This is a genomic window from Clostridium culturomicium (assembly GCF_000821305.1).
GTDB lineage: Bacteria > Bacillota > Clostridia > Clostridiales > Clostridiaceae > Clostridium_J > Clostridium_J culturomicium.
In genome coordinates, this window is record NZ_CCXK01000014.1 from 513,924 (window position 1) to 531,898 (window position 17,975).

A 17,975-nucleotide genomic window follows, 5' to 3' on the forward strand; every position below is an offset into this window, starting at 1 on the left:
TTATTAACTATATAATGTATTATATTCTCTATTTTACATGTTATTATGTCAAACTCACATATTCTTTTGCAATCTATAGTCATAATTATAAACAATCAAAAGTATTATTATCCTTACTTTTCTCTTAAACACTCACAATAAAGAAATAAAAAAACACTGGATTAAATTTAAAGGTAAGGTTGAGCTTCTATAAAACAACATTGATAATTTAAAACCCTAGAAAGCAAAAGCTCCTAGGGTTTTCTTATAGATAATAAATATAATTTTAGATTTCTATTAATTCATATTCCTTATTTCCTAAACCTAATTTCACTGCATGATCAATACATACTTCCCAATTTGTTTCTGGATGAGTATTTATAAAGTGATCATGAGTATGGTGTTGCTTTTCACCTAGATAACTTGTGCTAATTGCCTTTTGCTTATTTGCAGCATCAACACAAGCCATATCTAATGCTACTGGATCAAAAGATGCAAACATTCCTACATCAGGTATAATAGCTGCATCATTTTCGCTGTGACAGTCACAGCATGGTGATACATCTATAACTAAGCTAATATGGAAATGTGGCCTTCCATGAAGAACTGCCTTAGAATATTCAGCAATCTTCTTATTCAAAATATCATTAGCAGCGTACTCTGAATTTCTTATTGCATCAAAGTTACAGTTACCTATACATCTTCCACAACCTACACACTTATCATGATTAATCTGTGCTTTCTTATTTTCATCAAAAGAAATTGCATCATGAGCACAAATTCTCTTGCAAGCTCCGCAGGAAACACATCTTTCTTTACCAATTGTTGGTTTTCCACTACAATGCATTTCCATCTTTCCAGCACGAGAACCACAACCCATTCCAATATTTTTTAAAGCTCCTCCAAACCCTGTTGATTCATGTCCTTTGAAATGGTTCATAGAAATAAAGATATCTGCATCCATTATTGCTTGGCCAATCTTAGCTTCTTCTACGTATTCTCCACCCTCAACTGGTACACGTTCTTCATCAGTTCCCTTTAAACCATCTGCAATAATAACATGACATCCTGTTGTAAATGGATTGTATCCATTCTCATATGCAGCATCAAGGTGTTCTAATGCATTCTTTCGTCTTCCAACATATAAAGTATTACAATCTGTTAAAAATGGTTTTCCACCATTAGCCTTTATTAAGTCCACTATAACCTTTGAATAATTAGGTCTTAAATAAGCTAGGTTTCCAGGCTCTCCAAAATGAATTTTTATTGCAACAAATTTTTCCTTAAAGTCAATCTCCTCAATACCCGCTCTTTTAACCAGCTTTTCAAGCTTTTGAAGTAAATTCATTGTTGAAGTTGTTCTTAAGTTTCCAAAATAAACTTTAGATTTTTCCATATTTTTTGCTCCCCCGTTTCTTTTATATAACCTTCCTTAAAAGTATTAACCCAATAATATACTAAAAATACTCTTAAATCCAATTTTTATTTTAACATACTAATTATTACTTTTACATTGTTCTAATTTCATTGTGTAATATATTCACATTTATAGAACCAAATTATAAATCATATCCTCTGTTCACTTGATGCGAATACACCCAAACTCTTATTTATCTCTGCATAGGACCTTTGGTATAAATCGATTTTGCCTCACAACCACTCTCATCCTTTACCCTTGAATATTTTATCTCAAAGCAATAGTAATTACTCTCTATATTAAATCATCATATTGTTTTGGAGTTATTTTCAATCACCCTGACATATTTAACATTTGAAAAGTAAGTATTTCCATAAAATATGTAAGATTTTAATTTGTATATCCGTGATAATTATACTTTTTATAGAAATTTTAGTTGACAATATGTAATAAAACAAATATTATACTATTAAGATGAATTTACTCATTCAAACTAATGTTGAAATGAGTTTCATTTTATTATATTTTAATCCTTTGATAAGGAGTAGTATCTAAATTTAGCTTCTATACAGAGAGTTAGCATTGGTGAGAGTCTAGCAAGAAAAAATTTAGTGAATGGACCTTTGAGGAGTAATTCGAAACCCGATTTTATGGGGGAGTAGTGTTTACCGTGGGCTGCACGTTATAGCAGATAAAGTATGTTAGTACTTGAAAATGAGTGGCATAATTCATGTAGTATTCTATTTATATTATGCAATTTAGGTGGTATCGCGGTTAACTTCGTCCTATATTTTTAGGATGGAGCTTTTTTTTATTCTTTTTTATTATCGAGGAGGTGATTTTGATGTTGTGAACCTATGCTGAATCAGCAAGTGATGAAAGTGAATGGATAAATTATTTTAAAAATTTTAGGAGGAATATTTTTATGAAAAGAAATTTAAACACTAACAAAATGGTTCTTAATGCATTACTGCTGGCTATAGGGGCAATTCTACATCAAATCACACCAGCCTTAGGATTTCCTATGCAGCCAGATATGGCTCTTGCTATGCTTTTTATTATAATCATCTTAAATAAAGATGATTATAAATCCTGTTTTGTGGCCTCTATTATTACTGGAATTTTTACTGCTATGACAACAAAATTTCCTGGAGGACAATTACCCAATATAATTGATAAACTTGTTACTTTTCAAATTACTTATATTCTATTAACTTTACTTATTAAGATTAAGTCAATAAATACTCTAAAATCTATAAAACAAAATAGTCTTTTAATGTGTATAATTCTTCCAATAGGAACTCTTATAAGTGGCACAACCTTCCTTACTTCTGCTATGTTTATAGTAGGTCTTCCAACTACATTCAGTGCTTTATTCTTAACCATTGTAGTTCCAACAACATTCTTAAACACAGCCTGTGGTATGTTTTTATTTAAAATAATTTTAACTTCATTAAAAAGAAGTTCATTAGTCAACTAGAAAACTTTCGTAGTTGATTAACCCTTTATATTATAGTTAGATAAAAAGGAGCTAGATTTTATCTATGCTCCTTTAAAGACTACTTACATCTAAAATATATTATTAATATAGTTTATCGTGATAGTATCCCTGTGATAAATATACTGCTGCTAAAGGATTATGTCCAGTTACTCTATCTTTAACTGCAAATACTGTAACTGGAGCATCCATATATTTAATCGCTAGTGTATCATGTCCTACACATAATCCTAAAATAATATTAAAATCCGTATGCTCTTCATTAAGAAGTAACGCTTGTCCTATCGGATTGCACATAACTTCGTCTTTGCAGTTTCTAATAGTCTGATCTTGACTTATTCCTATATCACTCTTGGGATATGCTCCATTTTTACAGAGCACTGAAGAAACTTGAAATCCATGATATTCTAAAATATTCTGTACATCTCTAGCTTCTTTTTGAAGTCCGACACAAAATGCCATTCCAATTTTTTTATATCCACATTTCTTCATGAAGTTAATAGTTTCCTCTAATCTTGTTTGTTTACAATACCCTTCAGCCTCAACCAAGGCTGCATTATTAGCAATCATCAAATTCTCTTCATTTTTATATAGTTCCATAGCTTTACTTTGAACTTTTTCATTCTTGCTAGGACACTCATCAAGACTTTTTTCTAGATTTCTGCTCGAACATCCATGAAAACCACATTTTGAACAGTTAAACATACTCATTCCCCCTAATCTTCCCATTCATGTTTCCTATATACTAATTATAAACATATTATCCATGTTTTGTATTAAACCTCTTTACTATTTTATTAATTTAATAATATAATTTTTTATATCTTCAAATCCACTTGTATATAATTATGAAAAACTGTCTATAATTAAAATATCAAAGTAATTTTCATGAAAGATGTTAGACCCCCATCTAGCATCACCCATCCTTTGATGAAATTCTGAAAAAGAATTTCCTCTTTATGTATTTAATTTACACATACTCAATTAAAACTTGAGTAAAAAAATGAGCTTTTACTATTTGTAAAAGCTCATTTTTTTATATATTATTTATTATTCTACTGTTACTGACTTAGCTAAATTTCTTGGCTTATCCACGTCACAGCCTTTTTCAATTGATAGGTAGTAAGATAAAAGCTGCATTGGAATTATTGCTACAACTGGTGTAAATAAATCCATTACCTTTGGTATAAATACTACATTTTCAGTAGATTTTTCGATTTCAGTATGGCCTTCCTGCGCTACTGCTATTACATTAGCACCTCTTGCTATAACTTCCTTCATGTTACTTACAGTTTTATCAAATAAATCATTTTGAGTAGCTAAAGTTACAACTATAGTTCCATCCTCGATAAGAGCTATAGGACCATGCTTTAATTCTCCTGATGCATAAGCTTCAGAGTGAACATAAGATATCTCTTTAACCTTTAATGAAGCTTCCATTGCCACAGCATAATCTGTACCTCTTCCTAAGAAGAACATATCAGTATGCTCTTTTATTCTCTTAGCTAATTCGTGGATTGATTCTTCAGATGCTAAGGCAGCTTCTACCTTCTCAGGTAAAGTTGACATTTCCTTCTTCATATCCTCTAAGTCATGTGGATCAACAGTACCCTTCTGCTCTGCAAAGAATAAAGCTATTGTATACATTGCTATTAATTGAGTTACATATGCCTTTGTTGAAGCAACTGCAATCTCTGGTCCAGCCCAAGTATATAAAATATCATCAGCTTCTCTAGCCGCTGAACTTCCAACAACGTTTGTTACTGCAATAACTCTTGCGCCTCTTTCTTTAGCCATTTTCAAAGCAGCTAAAGTATCAGCAGTTTCTCCTGATTGACTTACAACTATCATTAAAGTATTTTGGTCTATAATTGGATCTCTATATCTGAATTCAGATGCTATATCAACCTCTACTGGTATTCTAGCAAGCTTCTCAATAACATACTTTCCAACAACTCCAGCGTGGTAAGCAGTTCCACAGGCAACTATATAAACTTTATTCAACTTTTCAATCTGCTCTTTTGTAATGTGTATATCATCTATATTTACTGGATGACCTGGAACAATTCTTCCAGCCATAGTATCTTTTATTGCCTTTGGCTGCTCGTGAATTTCCTTCATCATGAAGTGCTCATATCCGCCTTTTTCAGCTGCATCCGCATTCCAAGTTACGTGGAATACTTCCTTCTCGATTTCTTTCTCGAAGTCGCCATAAATCTTAACTCCATCTTTTGTCATTACAACGAATTCTTTGTTTTCTAAAAGATAAACGTCTCTTGTTTGGTTTAATACTGCTGGTATGTCTGAAGCTATGAAGTTTTCTCCATCACCAAGACCAACTATAAGTGGGCTTTCATTTCTAACTGCAACTAATCTATCTGGTTCATTTTTGCAAATAACACCTATAGCATAGCTACCTTCTAACTTTTCAGTTGCTTCCATAACAGCATTTAAAAGATCACCTTTATAGTAATAATCAACTAGATTTGGTATTACCTCTGTATCTGTCTGTGATTTAAAAGTATATCCTTTAGTCATTAACCACTCTTTTATTTTAATGTAGTTCTCAATTATTCCGTTGTGAACTACAGCTATTGTTCCATCTCCATTTGTATGAGGATGTGAATTTACATCTGATGGACTTCCGTGTGTTGCCCATCTAGTGTGCCCTATTCCAACATATCCTTCAATTGGGCTTTCCTCTAATGCCGCCTCAAGGTTAGCAAGTCTGCCTTTACGCTTTGCTACATTTACACCGTTCTCGTTTAATATAGCAACCCCTGCAGAGTCATATCCTCTGTACTCTAACTTACTTAACCCCTCGATTAATAAAGGTGCCGCTTCTCTCTTTCCAAAATAACCAACTATTCCGCACATAATTTTTTCCTCCCTAAATGTCTTTTTTATTCTTAATTAGAAATACCTCTACATGAATAAGAAAAACCTTTGATTTAGTATAACCTTTAAGTATGAATCTTAGTAATAATATGCAAGTCTCCTACTGTCCATATTATTGAGAACACTAAAAGAAGGTGCTTAAATAGTCTTTAACCATTTACATAAAACACTATCCACATCTTAAAAAATACTAATCAACCTATCCACATTTAGTTAAGGTTTTACACATGATTGCTTTGTAACAAAAATCACTTTCTGCTTTTATCAATCGTTAACGGTAGTGCGATACCGTGGGGCATCCGCCGAAACCTCGATACTCCCCATCCTCGTCAACTACGTGTCCGTGTGTTTATAAAAACTTATAACTCGTCCACTTAGCCCTGGCGCTTAGTTTTAGTTAAAATATATATCATTTTTCACTAGGTTTTTAAAGTGACTTTTTAAATAATATTGGCCTATCTCTTGGATAATCTTGGCCACTTTTAACAATAACCTCATTTTATTATATTCACAATACATCTATTGGTCAATGGTATTAATTTAATGTTTAAATATTATTGTTACTTTTTTGTATTTTTTTATAAGTATATTGCTATTTTTTTAATCTTTCTAAATATCCTATGGACAGCGACATATCATATACGCACTCTTCAGCTCCCTGCGAACCTAGAATATAATTCAAATCAATGTTATAATTATTTAATCATACATAATATATGAAAATTCTAGAGGTATACTATGAAACTTTTAAATAAAATTATAAATACAATTCTAATTATAATAGCAGGCTTAATACTAGGGATCTTTCTTTTGCACCAGGCGCAAATGAACAGAGTATTTGGAACTGAATCTACAAATTTAGTTAATCCTAATACCCAGAGCTTTGAAGAAATACTTTCAAGTTCTAAAGAAATTGCTATGGAAAAGAAAATTCTATCCATTAGAAAACATTATTACATTATGAGCGATGGTGTTTTAATTGGAGAGGTTAAAGGAAAATTATTTCCTTTCTTTGGAGATGTTCTAGAGCTTAAGGATATCCATGGCAATATCATAAAAAAAGAAAGCCAAATTAAAAGACTTGGATTAACTCAAGTGAAACTTTTCAACGTATCAATCGATAGACTTGCTCAGATAGAAGATAGTACCCAAACTATTACTGGCTACATTGGCGAAGAAAAACTAAAAGATTGGTGGAAAATAAAGCGCATACAGTACTTTTACAATAGTGACTTTGAAAAAGAAGGTACTGGTAAACCTGACTCTTTCTTCTTAAATAAGGATTTTAAAATTTTTGATAATGATGGTGAGGTTGATTATGTAATCGATGGAAATTTCTTTAGCCCAACCTCAAACTTCACTTTAGATATTATAGATAATAGTGACATAGCCATTGAGGATGTTATTTTCTACACTATTATTGAAAACTCAATAATAAATAGTAAACTTAGCGAGTCTGGTTCAAGCAGCAGTTCAACAAAAACAAAATAAATCTTGCACATAAAAAGGTTCTAGATTTGATTTTATCAATCCTAGAACCTTTTAATATATATTTCTTACAGTATTATCTTATGCTTCATAATAACTAAATTGCCTAAGCCCTGACTCCTTGTCATAATACTTTTCTTTACTTTATCAACCTTATAGCCAAGCTTTTCATAAAGCTTTTGCGCTTCCGGATTTGTAGTTAAAACATCTAAATTAAATTCATCAAAAATCAAATGTTCATGGATATAATTAAACAATTCTATAGCAACACCTTTTCTTCTGTAGTCCTTATCTACCGCTACAAAATCAATATAGCATTGATTTGGCTCACTCACTACGGGTTTTCTCATAATCATTTTTAGCTGCCAGCTAAAAATTGCTCCTTTTATTTTTCCAAAGTGATTACAAAACTCTTTTTTATTAACATTTACCACTCGCCCCTTGCAATTTGAAACTGCAATAAAGCCAACTACTCGCTTTCCATCTAAGGCAACATATATCATGTCATAAATAAAAGATTTTTCAAAGCATTCTATTAATGCTTCCTTATCATTAGAAAACTTTTCAAACATATGCCCAAAACTCTCTATGAAAATTCTAGACATATTCCTCGAGCTTTCTTCATCCAAATCACTTAAATTTTTAATACTATATCCCAACTCCAATAACCTCCATTAATGATTATAATATTTATCTAAAAAGTCACTAACGACTTTTTCATACTGTTTTATATTTTTCACCAAAGCCTCAGCATGTTTAGCTTTTGGTGCAATATACAATTCCTTTTTATCATTTTTGGCGTCAAACAACTCTTTCCCCATATAAGTTGGAACATAATCATCGTCTTCACCATGAATAAATAAAATAGGTGTATCTGTATTAGATACAACTTTTATTGGACTTACCTCTTCGATATTAAATCCTGCTCTCATTTTAACAAGCTTTGCCGCTAATGGTATAAAAGGAAAACTTGGCAGCTTATATCGTTGCTTCAATTGATACTCTAATAACTTATGCAAATCTGAATATCCACAATCCGCTATAACAAATTTTGGTCTTTCATCTATTTCTAAATGAGAAAGAACAGTTGCAGACCCCATAGATTCACCATGCGTAGCCACTTGAACATCCTCTCCATAAGTTTTATAACACCAATCAACAACCTTTTTTAAATCATATTTCTCATAATACCCCATAGTTGTAGGAGCCTTTCCGCTCAGTCCATGATTCCTATGGTCATAAATTAAAACCTTAAAGCCTCGATTAATAAACATTTCAGCATATTTTATAGAGCTATATTTACTCCAGGTTATACCATGAACTAATATCATGACCTTAATTTTTTCTCCTAATTTCTCATAGTTATCATCTTCTAACAACTCACAGGATAGGTTGTACCCATAATCAGATGATATATAAAAATCGGTTTTATTCCAACTGTTATATAAATTTTCATCTAAACAATTACGATCTACACATCTTTTATAAGTATCATGGTAGTTTTTAACCAAAGGATGAATAACTTTGCTGGATAATAACCATGAAAATATAAAAAAGCCTGCGATAACTAAGGCTACTCCCCCAAAAATCACATACCCTAACATTTAAATTTCCTCCTAAAGGCAATTGCATCTACTTGTAGTATATCATATTTTATTATACGTTCATAATCAATAAAAAATAAACGGAAGAAAAAATATTTTCTTCCGTCTATAAATTAGCAGTTTGCTTTTACCTCTATTTTTTTAGCTAACTCATGAGCTATCTTATCTATTTCTGCTTGGTTTTCACCCTCTAGCATAACTCTCACTAATGGTTCTGTACCTGATGGTCTGATTAATACTCTCCCTGAACCAGCCATTTTAGCTTCTATTCCTCTAATATCCGCTGCTATTTCATCATCTACCTCATGAATATTTTTCTTATCATTTGGTACTTTTGCATTAACAAGAACTTGTGGAAGTTCCTTCATTCCACCCGCTAATTCACTTAATTTCTTACCCGTTTCTTTAACTGTTGCTGCAAGCTGTAATCCTGAAACTAATCCATCACCAGTTGTATTGAAATCTAGAAATATAACGTGTCCTGACTGCTCTCCACCTATTGAAAAACCGCCCTTCGCCATCTCTTCTAATACATATCTGTCACCAACTTTTGTTGAAACAGTTTTTATTCCGGCTTCTTTTAAAGCTATGTGCAATCCTAGATTACTCATAACAGTTACAACAACGGTGTCATGATTAAGTTGTCCTAAAGCTTTTAAGTGTTTTGCAGCTATAACCATCATATGGTCTCCATTAACTAGTTCCCCATTTTCATCAACTGCAAGACATCTGTCTGCATCACCATCAAAAGCAAGTCCAAAATCACAATTGTTTTCTTTTACAAACTTCATCAAATCTTCTGGATGTGTTGAACCACAGTGTCTGTTTATATTAATTCCATCTGGTTTATTGTGAATTGCAAATACTTCAGCTCCAAGCTTCTTAAGTGCTAATTCTGAGGTTTTATATGCTGCTCCATTAGCGCAATCTATTGCTATTTTTAATCCCTCTAGGTTGCCTTCAATTGTTGATATTGCAAAATCAACATATTCCTGAACACCTGTATCAACGATTGTTCTTCTACCTATATGTTCCCCTACTGGAACTTCTACGCCTTCAAAGTTACTTTCTATTAATGCTTGAATCTTGTCCTCTAATTCATCAGTAAGCTTAAAGCCATCTTTATTAAAGAACTTTATTCCATTATACTCTACTGGGTTATGAGATGCTGAAATTACAACTCCTGCATCTGCTCCATATTTTCTTGTTAAATACGAAACTGCTGGTGTTGGTACAACTCCAACTGATATTGCTTCAGCTCCAACTGATAAAATTCCAGCTATCAAGGCATGCTCAAGCATATCTCCTGAAATTCTTGTATCCATTCCAACTAATATTTTAGCCTTGTGAGTTCCTTCAGTTAATACACATGCTCCTGCTTTTCCTAATTGGAAAGCAAGTTCCGCTGTAAGTTCACTATTGGCAACTCCTCTTACTCCGTCAGTTCCAAACATTCTACTCATATTTTTTCTCCTCTTATACGCATTCTTTCATCAAAATTGTTTTGCTACATATTACTTAGCTTCCACTTCTTGTCCATCACCTGCGTGTACAAAAGCTATTATAATACAAAATATGTATCTCTACAATAAAAGTTTCTTAGTGAACTTAAAACTTAAATATAATCCCTACAACCGCTGATCCTGCTATAATTCCTAGTGGATGTGTCTTAAATTTTTTAGTTATAAAGAAAAGACTCGCAAATAGCACAGTAGATTTTATATTTATTATGTCCACAATATTATGACTTTGTGCAAACTTTTCAAAGGTAAAAATGGATATTTTTAAAACCTCAAAGCCTGCTGTTGCAATTAATGCTGTTACTGCCGGTCTTAAGCCATAAAAAGCCGACTTTACAATCTTATTTTCATTAAATTTATTTAAAAATTTTGCAATTATAATAATTATTATAACAGAAGGTAAAACTAATGCTACTGTTGCAAGAATTCCACCTAAAATCCCACCTGTTTCATAACCAACATAAGTTGCCATATTTATTCCGATAGGACCTGGAGTTGATTCTGAAACTGCAATCATATCAGCCAGTACAGCTCTATCAAACCACGGATATTTATCTGCTATATCATATAAAAATGGAAGTGTTGCAAGCCCTCCACCAATTGAAAATAGCCCTGTCTTAAAGAATTCAAGAAAAAGCAATATATAAATATTCATTAATTTACACCTCTTTTTCTACCTGCCAGTATACCAACAATAATGGCTCCAATGACAACATATACTGGTGACAAACTAAATATAAGAGAAACAACAAATGTTACTGCAAAAATTATAATCCCCACAACATCTTTTACTCCACTTTTCCAAAGCTTTATTATTGCATTCAAAACAAGAACTCCAACAGCCACCCTTATTCCTGCAAACGCTTGCTGAACTATTGCTAAATCTGCAAAATTGCTAATAAAAGCTGCTATTATCATAATAATAACTAAGGATGGAAATACAACTCCAGAAGTTGCAGCAATCGCCCCTAACACACCTCTATTGTTATATCCAACAAAAGTTGCTGTGTTTACAGCTATAATTCCTGGCGTACATTGGCCAACAGCATAATAATCCATTATCTGCTCTTCTGTTGCCCATCTTCTATTTTCAACAACTTCTTTCTGAAGCATTGGAAGCATAGCATATCCGCCTCCAAATGTTAACCCTCCAATTCTGCAAAAGGTTAAAAATAAATCCCAAAGATCTCTCATCTAAATTCCACCTTCTCCCTTTCTTTAGTTCCACTATAAAACTATATTTTTCAAAACTCCAATTCCTTCTACTTCACACTCCACAACATCCCCAGATTTAAGAAATTTAGGTGGCTCAAAACCCATTCCAACCCCTGAAGGTGTTCCCATGGATATTATTGTTCCCGCCTTTAGCGTCATACCTTGACTAAGCTCATGAATAACGTGTGGTATATCAAAAATCAACTTATCCGTTGAACTATTTTGTCTAAGTTCACCATTAACTCTTGCTTGTACTTTTAGGCTTAAAGGATGATTAAATTCATCTAAAGTTACAATCCAAGGCCCCATAGGCGTAAATCCATCAAGACTCTTACCAAAATAAAATTGCTTATGTCTTGTTTGAAGATTTCTAGCACTTACATCATTAAGAATAGTATATCCAAACACATACTGATAAGCGTCCTCTTTAGCAACATTCTTAGCATCCCTACCAATTACAACAGCTAATTCCACCTCATAATCAAGACTATCTACAATCTCTTTATGACTTTCTATCAAGCCTCCATGTGGTACAGCTTCATTAACCCTTTTTGAGAAATAAACTGCATAAGGTCTTTCCCCCTCAAACTTTTCATTATGAAATTTAGCTGACTCTTCAGCATGATCCATATAATTAATTCCTAGGCATATTATATCTTGCTCTGGTACTGGTATCGGCGCACACAAAGTCACCCTTTCAATATCCTCACCTACAACACCCTCAGCCTTCTGACTTAACTCCTTTAATTTTTCACCTGTTGTACTTTTTATAAACTCTAGCATAGTTTTCTCTATTACGCCTAACTTATTTAAGTCTACAACTTCTCTTTTATTGCTTTTAACAAGCCCCAAGTATTGCACATTATTCTTTTCAAATGTAATTAACTTCACCTGAATCCCCCCATTTTAACTTTAATCCCTAAGGTTATTTATCAAATTTCATTAAATTTAATCCTATATCTTCACTAAATTCTCTGTCAACTTCTCCATCTATAGCAGTAATAAAAATCTCTGAAGTTGCACTTATTACTCCATAATTTAAATGTCCACAGTAGAATTTATTTTCCATCACGTTTCCAATGGTAATATGTAAATGTAAATATGGCTTTTCTTTCATGGTTGATATGTTTCCAACCAATGCAGAAATCTCAAAATCACCCCTATATGTTATGCTATCATACTTTTTATTTACAGTATCGTAAATTCCTATCTTAACCTCATCCACAGCTCCAATACCTGAAACTGAAGCTAGTTTAATATTTTCCTTCTCCACAAGCTCTGTGAGCTTTTCAATTAACTCTTCTCCCCTTGGGATTTGAACCACATATTGATTGCCAAATTTTCTATATTCCATATCCATCACTCCTCTACTACATTTTAGTTTTCACAGAAGAAAACCCACGTATTGATTATATCACTACGTAGGTTATTCTTTCCAACTTATTTATTTTAGTATCCATCAGCTGTCTTTTTTGCAAATCCACAATATCCACTTTTAAATACTTCTTCTAACCCCACTAAACCTTTTTCTCTCCAATAATCCACAAGATAAAACATTCCAGATATTGCAGCATATTTTTCCTTATATTTTCCACAAATAGCATCATTCAAAAACTCGCGTTGCTTATCAATATCAGTTTCAACCAAAGCTACTCTCATTGTCTTTCTGCATTTTTCTTTTACCCCTTGCCACTCTTCAGTATCCCATTGGACTTCATTGATATCTTTATCTTCAAAGGATATTAAATGAGCAAAAGCCTCATGAAAGGTATTGGCATCTAAATTTATTAAGTAATTCTCACTTTCAATATCCTCATCAATCCCTTGTATAGTTTTCCCGATACATACATGACACAATTCATGTGTCAACAAGCTATGAACTACACTTGGAATATCACATTTGCCCTCATATTTTGTCCATAATCCTAAATCAAGAATAACACTACTCTCACTATTGAGTGCCCTTAAAACTGTTGCATCATAGGGTTCTGGATATCCTACTATAAGATTAATAGTAACGTTATCTATGATTTCTCTTCAATTGAAGAATAATTTTTCCCATATTTCAACATTGCAAGGAATAAAGTTTTCTAGTCCACTTTTTATATGGTTAAAAATTCGCTCCACTGATTCTCGATGTTGTTTTTCATATGAAGGCTCTACAAATGTATGTCCATCGCTTTTGAAAAACCATTCATCCTTATACCTACTAATATCCTTTGCATGGATATTATCATTTACAATCTCAGCTCTAATCCTCATAAACTATTCCCCATTTATCTCTTATTCTATAATCACACTTTCTCTTACTACTGCATTATCAAGAACAAGAAGCTCCCCTGTGTATTCCACCTTATCAACCTCACAGCCTTCACCAATTATAATCTTGTGACCTCTAACAATCTTAACCTTTGAATTTTTAAGCATAATATCATCGCCTTCTATACAGTCACAGCAAAGTCCACTGCCTTTTGAAATACTGAACGGAAATAAAGAGATACTTAGCTTTTTCTTTTTCCCCATGTCATCAGATACTCTGATTTTCTTGCCACCAATTTCTTTTATCTTATGGTCACCATGCATGCTTATATATACTTCTTCTCCATTAACTAAACCATTACACTCAACTTCTCCATGAAAGTATAATTTATCTCCTTCAATAGCCTTCTCAGCTATTACATCCCCGTATATATTTACTTCTTCTCCTACAATTGATTCACACCTATCAATATCTCCATATACCTTTATCTCTTTTCCTTTAACATCCTTTCCTAAGGTGCAATCTCCCATAATAGTTACATTTCCTCTGCAAAGAAGGCTCTGTTTACCCTCTAAATCTCCCATGACTTTTGCATTTTCACAGTTTATATCTCCTTCAATGTCCATGTCTCCATATATTTTAAGGTCCCCACCTATAGCTATACTACCTTTAATATTGGCATCTCCCATAACCTTCATGGTTCCACAGCTGACATTTGACCTTATATCTACATCACCATTAATCTTGAAATCTTCCTGGCAATAAATCCTCCCTCTTATCTCACCATCTCCACTTATGGTAAGCGTTTTGCAGGTTACGTCTCCATTGATATTAGCATCCCCACTGATTTGCACATTTCTATAAGTCCCACCATTGCTATCAATGTCATCACTTATTTTTAAATCACTATACTCCTCTAAGTTCATCTCACAATACCCCCATTGATTCTAAAGTGTTAATTTAAACTTTATAGCTTCACTTGCAATCTTTATATTAACTTCTCCAACAATTTTACTGCTTTCATCTACAAGGATACCTTCATTGAAAGCGGCTAAGCATACTCCTACACCTAATCTTCTAATAAAATACACTGTACCATTACTTGCTTCCAACTTAGGATATTCTTTGTCTATGAATCTTACCAAGATTTCTATGTCACTAATTGATAAAACCCCTGAATCCAGCTGACTTTGCAAGACATACATAATAAGCATATCCTTAAAGCTATATTCATCTTTAACTCCAAACATATCTTTATAAATCACCAATGCTTCAGCTGTAATTACTCCACATTGAAGAAGATACTCTTCACCTGAATCATTAACTACTGTTTTATCTGAAAACACTTCTGCTAATTCATCTAATGGCATCTCATCTTTTAGCTCTATTATTTTATTAATTCTTTCAATTATCTTTTCCTTTGGAAAAAAGGTTTCCTGCCCCGTATAGCTAGACTTCTTTATAAACCATTCCTCTGGAATTAAATCTTTCCTTTTCCATCTGTACAATTGTCCATATGATATTCCCGTCATATCCAATATTTCTTTTTTAGAAATTAATTCCTCATCCATTCTTTATTCCCTCCATAAATGGCTTACAATAAATTTTCATTGGTTAAAGTTCTCTTAATATTATTAAAGTTTAATAGTTTCATCTATAATAGATGTTTCACTCTTCACTTCAAAGCTATCACTGTATTCTATCTTCTTAATCTTACAGCCTTCACCAATGATTATTTTACCACCTCTAACTACATCTGCTATAGTATTTTCTAAATAAATTTCATCAGCCTCAATAGTCTTAGCTACTAAATAATCAAAATCTTTTCCTCCAAACATCTTTAAGAAAAATCTAGATACTAGCCCTCTGCCTTGTATCCCTTTTGATACTGTAACCTTTGTAGCACCAATTTCTTCAATCTCTGTTCTGCCACCAACTTCAATATTTACCTGATCTCCATTAACCATATTATTTGTTCTTAAAGAACCTCTAATATCAATAATTTCCCCTTCGATTCCCTGTCCTACACTTACAGCTCCATATAATTTAACAGCTGTGCCACTAATTCTGCCTCCAACCTTTCCAGACCCATTAATTGTAAATTCATCACCTTTAAAATTGCCTTCAACAACCCCACTACCGCTTATAGTAAAACTTCCACCATACACTGAACCTTCAACTTTTCCACTACCACTTATAGAGCCCCTTGCACATTTTAGATCTCTTGTAACCTTTCCACTTCCACTGATTCCAAAATCATTAGTGGTAATTGAACCATCCACCTTGCCGCTTCCACTGATTCTAAATCTCTCACAGTTTAAATCTCCAATAATTTTCCCACTTCCACTGATAGATACCACATTATATCTTCCTCCGCCAGCACTTCCACTACCTGATATTCTTAAATCTCCAATTTGATTATTTTCCATAATATATCCTCCGATTCACCTCATTATTTGTATATATCTATTTTATTTCAGTTCACTTATTCACACATTTCATAGAAATTATTATTAAAATACTTCATAAATAACCTAAAATAAGATAACCTCATCTCTAATCTATTTTCTGATAAAACTACGTTAGTCCTTATTCTAATCAGCAGCTACTTGACAACTTTTTTCTCCATAACTTATTTTATTGGTACGAGTTATTAAAGTCTCAACATCTTCAACCTCTGGATCAAAGTTAATCATTGGTCTTAACCCCTTAATAAACGCGAATGCCAAAGTTAATAATAGTGTACAGCAAAGTAGGATAAGCATAGCTATTCTTATTGGAAGAATCTCTCCTAGAATTCCACCAACTGCTAATCCAAGCGGAGTAAGTCCCATAGAAAATGTATTAATTAAGGCAAATACTTTTCCCCTCTTTTCCTCAGGTATAATAGTCATTAGTACAGAATCAAAAATTGTATTTCCCATAATATTCAAAGCAAAGGATATAGTTGCTACTGCTAAAATTATATAATAATTATTAACAATAGGAATTAATAAAAACAGCATTGCCATAGGTAAAAATGTCCCTACAATTATAAGATATCTTTTGTTATTTTTAATATTTACTACTGACAAAAGTCCACTTCCTATTATCATTCCAACAGAACTCATTGCCATTAAAAATCCATATTTCTCAGCACCAAGATAACTTGCTTCATTAAATAGTGGCAGCATAAGTACAAAAGCCGCATTGAAGAAGAAGTTAAGTCCACAACTTATAATAAACATGTTTCTTAAAGCTTTAAAATTCCACACAAAAGATAAACCACTTTTAAAATCTTCAATAAAAGTTACTTCACCATTATTACGTTTTATATTTGGAATACTTATGAACATTTCAGTAAAAGCCGAGAATAAATAAGATATTCCATCAAATAAAAACATGTATGGAGCACCAACTACTACATATATCACTCCGCTAACAGCACTTCCGAGAGAACTAGCTCCAGCCTGCGCTAAACTTGTAACTGAGTTTGCCTTAACCAATTTACTCTTATCTACAATATCAGGCTTTACAGAAGTTATTGCTGGATTGAAAAACGCTGAACATACGCTTGTAACTACTCCAACCACAAAAACCATCCAAACTTCTAAGAAACCACTAAGCGCTGCAATTCCAACAAAGGTAGATAAAACCCCTCTTATAACATCTGCTATAACTATAATCTTTTTTCTATCCCACTTATCTACTAGAACTCCAGCAAAAGGCCCTATGATTAATCTAGGAGCCATTGATGCTGCTTGCAATATTCCCATTAATGCTGTAGAACCTGTTACATTTAACACCCAAAAGCTTAATGCAAAAGAATAAATAACATCTCCTAGATAAGATACCAACTGTCCCTGCCATAACAAGAAAAAATCCTTATTCCATAATTTAATCTTTTTTTCTCCCCCTTGATTTTCCTCCATACTTAACACCTCTTTCACGTAATAATGTTACATAACTTAAATAAAAATAACTTATTTAAGCTAGCACTTCATTTTATAGCTGTTTATTAACCTCATTTACTATATTTTAATCGTAACATAACATTGTTACGCTGTAAATAGGTTTGTTTCGTTACTCTCATCAAACTTTCCGACAATTTATATTA

18 protein-coding genes and 1 other annotated feature are annotated in these 17,975 nt (G+C 32.7%); of the genes, 2 read left to right on the plus strand and 16 right to left on the minus strand.

The features are described from left to right. Positions 1–265: 265 nt before the first annotated feature. Complete coding sequence (locus BN1075_RS06345; RefSeq protein WP_040192219.1) at positions 266–1,375, minus strand: DUF362 domain-containing protein; 1,110 nt, start codon at positions 1,373–1,375, stop codon at positions 266–268. A 546-nt stretch (positions 1,376–1,921) separates the two neighbouring features. Continuing rightward, positions 1,922–2,187: a binding site (T-box leader), on the plus strand. A gap of 134 nt (positions 2,188–2,321) precedes the next feature. Between BN1075_RS06345 and BN1075_RS06350 the strand changes: the two genes are divergently transcribed. Next, entirely contained in the window at positions 2,322–2,876 is a 555-nt protein-coding gene (locus tag BN1075_RS06350; RefSeq protein WP_040192220.1) for a tryptophan transporter, read from the plus strand. Positions 2,877–2,978: 102 nt separating this feature from the next. On the opposite strand, the gene BN1075_RS06355 is transcribed toward BN1075_RS06350, so the two are convergent. Beyond that, on the minus strand, positions 2,979–3,599 hold the full coding sequence (locus BN1075_RS06355; protein WP_040192221.1) for a DUF1847 domain-containing protein: 621 nt from the start codon (positions 3,597–3,599) through the stop codon (positions 2,979–2,981). 345 nt (positions 3,600–3,944) lie between these two features. Beyond that, the gene (glmS, locus tag BN1075_RS06360) at positions 3,945–5,771 is read right to left on the minus strand and encodes a glutamine--fructose-6-phosphate transaminase (isomerizing) (protein WP_040192222.1); all 1,827 of its coding nucleotides are present in this window, start codon (positions 5,769–5,771) and stop codon (positions 3,945–3,947) included. 846 nt (positions 5,772–6,617) lie between these two features. Here glmS and BN1075_RS06365 point away from each other — a divergent pair. Continuing rightward, positions 6,618–7,283: a hypothetical protein gene (locus BN1075_RS06365; protein ID WP_148315471.1), complete on the plus strand. Its 666-nt coding sequence runs from the start codon at positions 6,618–6,620 to the stop codon at positions 7,281–7,283. A 65-nt stretch (positions 7,284–7,348) separates the two neighbouring features. On the opposite strand, the gene BN1075_RS20660 is transcribed toward BN1075_RS06365, so the two are convergent. The 13 genes from BN1075_RS20660 to BN1075_RS06430 all read right to left on the minus strand — a co-directional run bounded on the left by BN1075_RS20660 (position 7,349) and on the right by BN1075_RS06430 (position 17,790). Beyond that, positions 7,349–7,939 carry a GNAT family N-acetyltransferase gene (locus BN1075_RS20660; RefSeq protein ID WP_052406431.1) on the minus strand — a complete coding sequence of 197 codons (591 nt, stop codon included), beginning with the start codon at positions 7,937–7,939 and terminating at the stop codon, positions 7,349–7,351. A gap of 15 nt (positions 7,940–7,954) precedes the next feature. After that, positions 7,955–8,884 carry an alpha/beta hydrolase gene (locus BN1075_RS06375; protein WP_052406432.1) on the minus strand — a complete coding sequence of 310 codons (930 nt, stop codon included), beginning with the start codon at positions 8,882–8,884 and terminating at the stop codon, positions 7,955–7,957. A gap of 113 nt (positions 8,885–8,997) precedes the next feature. Further along, the gene (gene glmM / locus BN1075_RS06380) at positions 8,998–10,347 is read right to left on the minus strand and encodes a phosphoglucosamine mutase (RefSeq protein WP_040192224.1); all 1,350 of its coding nucleotides are present in this window, start codon (positions 10,345–10,347) and stop codon (positions 8,998–9,000) included. Positions 10,348–10,492: 145 nt separating this feature from the next. After that, entirely contained in the window at positions 10,493–11,059 is a 567-nt protein-coding gene (locus BN1075_RS06385; RefSeq protein ID WP_040192225.1) for a chromate transporter, read from the minus strand. Continuing rightward, positions 11,059–11,598 carry a chromate transporter gene (locus tag BN1075_RS06390; RefSeq protein ID WP_040192226.1) on the minus strand — a complete coding sequence of 180 codons (540 nt, stop codon included), beginning with the start codon at positions 11,596–11,598 and terminating at the stop codon, positions 11,059–11,061. The genes BN1075_RS06385 and BN1075_RS06390 overlap by 1 nt, the downstream gene beginning before the upstream one ends. Before the next feature lie 33 nt (positions 11,599–11,631). Continuing rightward, positions 11,632–12,510 carry a fumarylacetoacetate hydrolase family protein gene (locus BN1075_RS06395; protein WP_040192227.1) on the minus strand — a complete coding sequence of 293 codons (879 nt, stop codon included), beginning with the start codon at positions 12,508–12,510 and terminating at the stop codon, positions 11,632–11,634. 34 nt (positions 12,511–12,544) lie between these two features. Beyond that, positions 12,545–12,973 carry a PPC domain-containing DNA-binding protein gene (locus BN1075_RS06400; RefSeq protein WP_040192228.1) on the minus strand — a complete coding sequence of 143 codons (429 nt, stop codon included), beginning with the start codon at positions 12,971–12,973 and terminating at the stop codon, positions 12,545–12,547. A gap of 95 nt (positions 12,974–13,068) precedes the next feature. Then, the gene (locus BN1075_RS06405) at positions 13,069–13,488 is read right to left on the minus strand and encodes a hypothetical protein (RefSeq protein ID WP_148315472.1); all 420 of its coding nucleotides are present in this window, start codon (positions 13,486–13,488) and stop codon (positions 13,069–13,071) included. Between the two features lie 168 nt (positions 13,489–13,656). Continuing rightward, a complete protein-coding gene (locus BN1075_RS06410; protein ID WP_040192230.1) occupies positions 13,657–13,881 on the minus strand; it encodes a hypothetical protein in 225 nt (74 codons plus the stop codon). 21 nt (positions 13,882–13,902) lie between these two features. Beyond that, complete coding sequence (locus BN1075_RS20665; protein WP_052406433.1) at positions 13,903–14,805, minus strand: polymer-forming cytoskeletal protein; 903 nt, start codon at positions 14,803–14,805, stop codon at positions 13,903–13,905. A 21-nt stretch (positions 14,806–14,826) separates the two neighbouring features. Next, a complete protein-coding gene (locus BN1075_RS06420; RefSeq protein WP_040192231.1) occupies positions 14,827–15,450 on the minus strand; it encodes a DUF4004 family protein in 624 nt (207 codons plus the stop codon). Positions 15,451–15,513: 63 nt separating this feature from the next. Further along, positions 15,514–16,308 carry a polymer-forming cytoskeletal protein gene (locus BN1075_RS06425; protein ID WP_040192232.1) on the minus strand — a complete coding sequence of 265 codons (795 nt, stop codon included), beginning with the start codon at positions 16,306–16,308 and terminating at the stop codon, positions 15,514–15,516. Positions 16,309–16,473: 165 nt separating this feature from the next. Further along, the gene (locus tag BN1075_RS06430) at positions 16,474–17,790 is read right to left on the minus strand and encodes an MFS transporter (RefSeq protein ID WP_040192233.1); all 1,317 of its coding nucleotides are present in this window, start codon (positions 17,788–17,790) and stop codon (positions 16,474–16,476) included. Between the last annotated feature and the right edge of the window lie 185 nt (positions 17,791–17,975).

Coding starts and splice junctions, on each gene's coding strand:
- BN1075_RS06345 (WP_040192219.1), bottom strand. CDS start 1,375: ATGGAAAAATCTAAAGTTTATTTTGGAAACTTAAGAACAACTTCAACA.
- BN1075_RS06350 (WP_040192220.1), top strand. CDS start 2,322: ATGAAAAGAAATTTAAACACTAACAAAATGGTTCTTAATGCATTACTG.
- BN1075_RS06355 (WP_040192221.1), bottom strand. CDS start 3,599: ATGTTTAACTGTTCAAAATGTGGTTTTCATGGATGTTCGAGCAGAAAT.
- glmS (WP_040192222.1), bottom strand. CDS start 5,771: ATGTGCGGAATAGTTGGTTATTTTGGAAAGAGAGAAGCGGCACCTTTA.
- BN1075_RS06365 (WP_148315471.1), top strand. CDS start 6,618: ATGAACAGAGTATTTGGAACTGAATCTACAAATTTAGTTAATCCTAAT.
- BN1075_RS06375 (WP_052406432.1), bottom strand. CDS start 8,884: ATGTTAGGGTATGTGATTTTTGGGGGAGTAGCCTTAGTTATCGCAGGC.
- glmM (WP_040192224.1), bottom strand. CDS start 10,347: ATGAGTAGAATGTTTGGAACTGACGGAGTAAGAGGAGTTGCCAATAGT.
- BN1075_RS06385 (WP_040192225.1), bottom strand. CDS start 11,059: ATGAATATTTATATATTGCTTTTTCTTGAATTCTTTAAGACAGGGCTA.
- BN1075_RS06390 (WP_040192226.1), bottom strand. CDS start 11,598: ATGAGAGATCTTTGGGATTTATTTTTAACCTTTTGCAGAATTGGAGGG.
- BN1075_RS06400 (WP_040192228.1), bottom strand. CDS start 12,973: ATGGAATATAGAAAATTTGGCAATCAATATGTGGTTCAAATCCCAAGG.
- BN1075_RS06410 (WP_040192230.1), bottom strand. CDS start 13,881: ATGAGGATTAGAGCTGAGATTGTAAATGATAATATCCATGCAAAGGAT.
- BN1075_RS20665 (WP_052406433.1), bottom strand. CDS start 14,805: ATGAACTTAGAGGAGTATAGTGATTTAAAAATAAGTGATGACATTGAT.
- BN1075_RS06420 (WP_040192231.1), bottom strand. CDS start 15,450: ATGGATGAGGAATTAATTTCTAAAAAAGAAATATTGGATATGACGGGA.
- BN1075_RS06425 (WP_040192232.1), bottom strand. CDS start 16,308: ATGGAAAATAATCAAATTGGAGATTTAAGAATATCAGGTAGTGGAAGT.
- BN1075_RS06430 (WP_040192233.1), bottom strand. CDS start 17,790: ATGGAGGAAAATCAAGGGGGAGAAAAAAAGATTAAATTATGGAATAAG.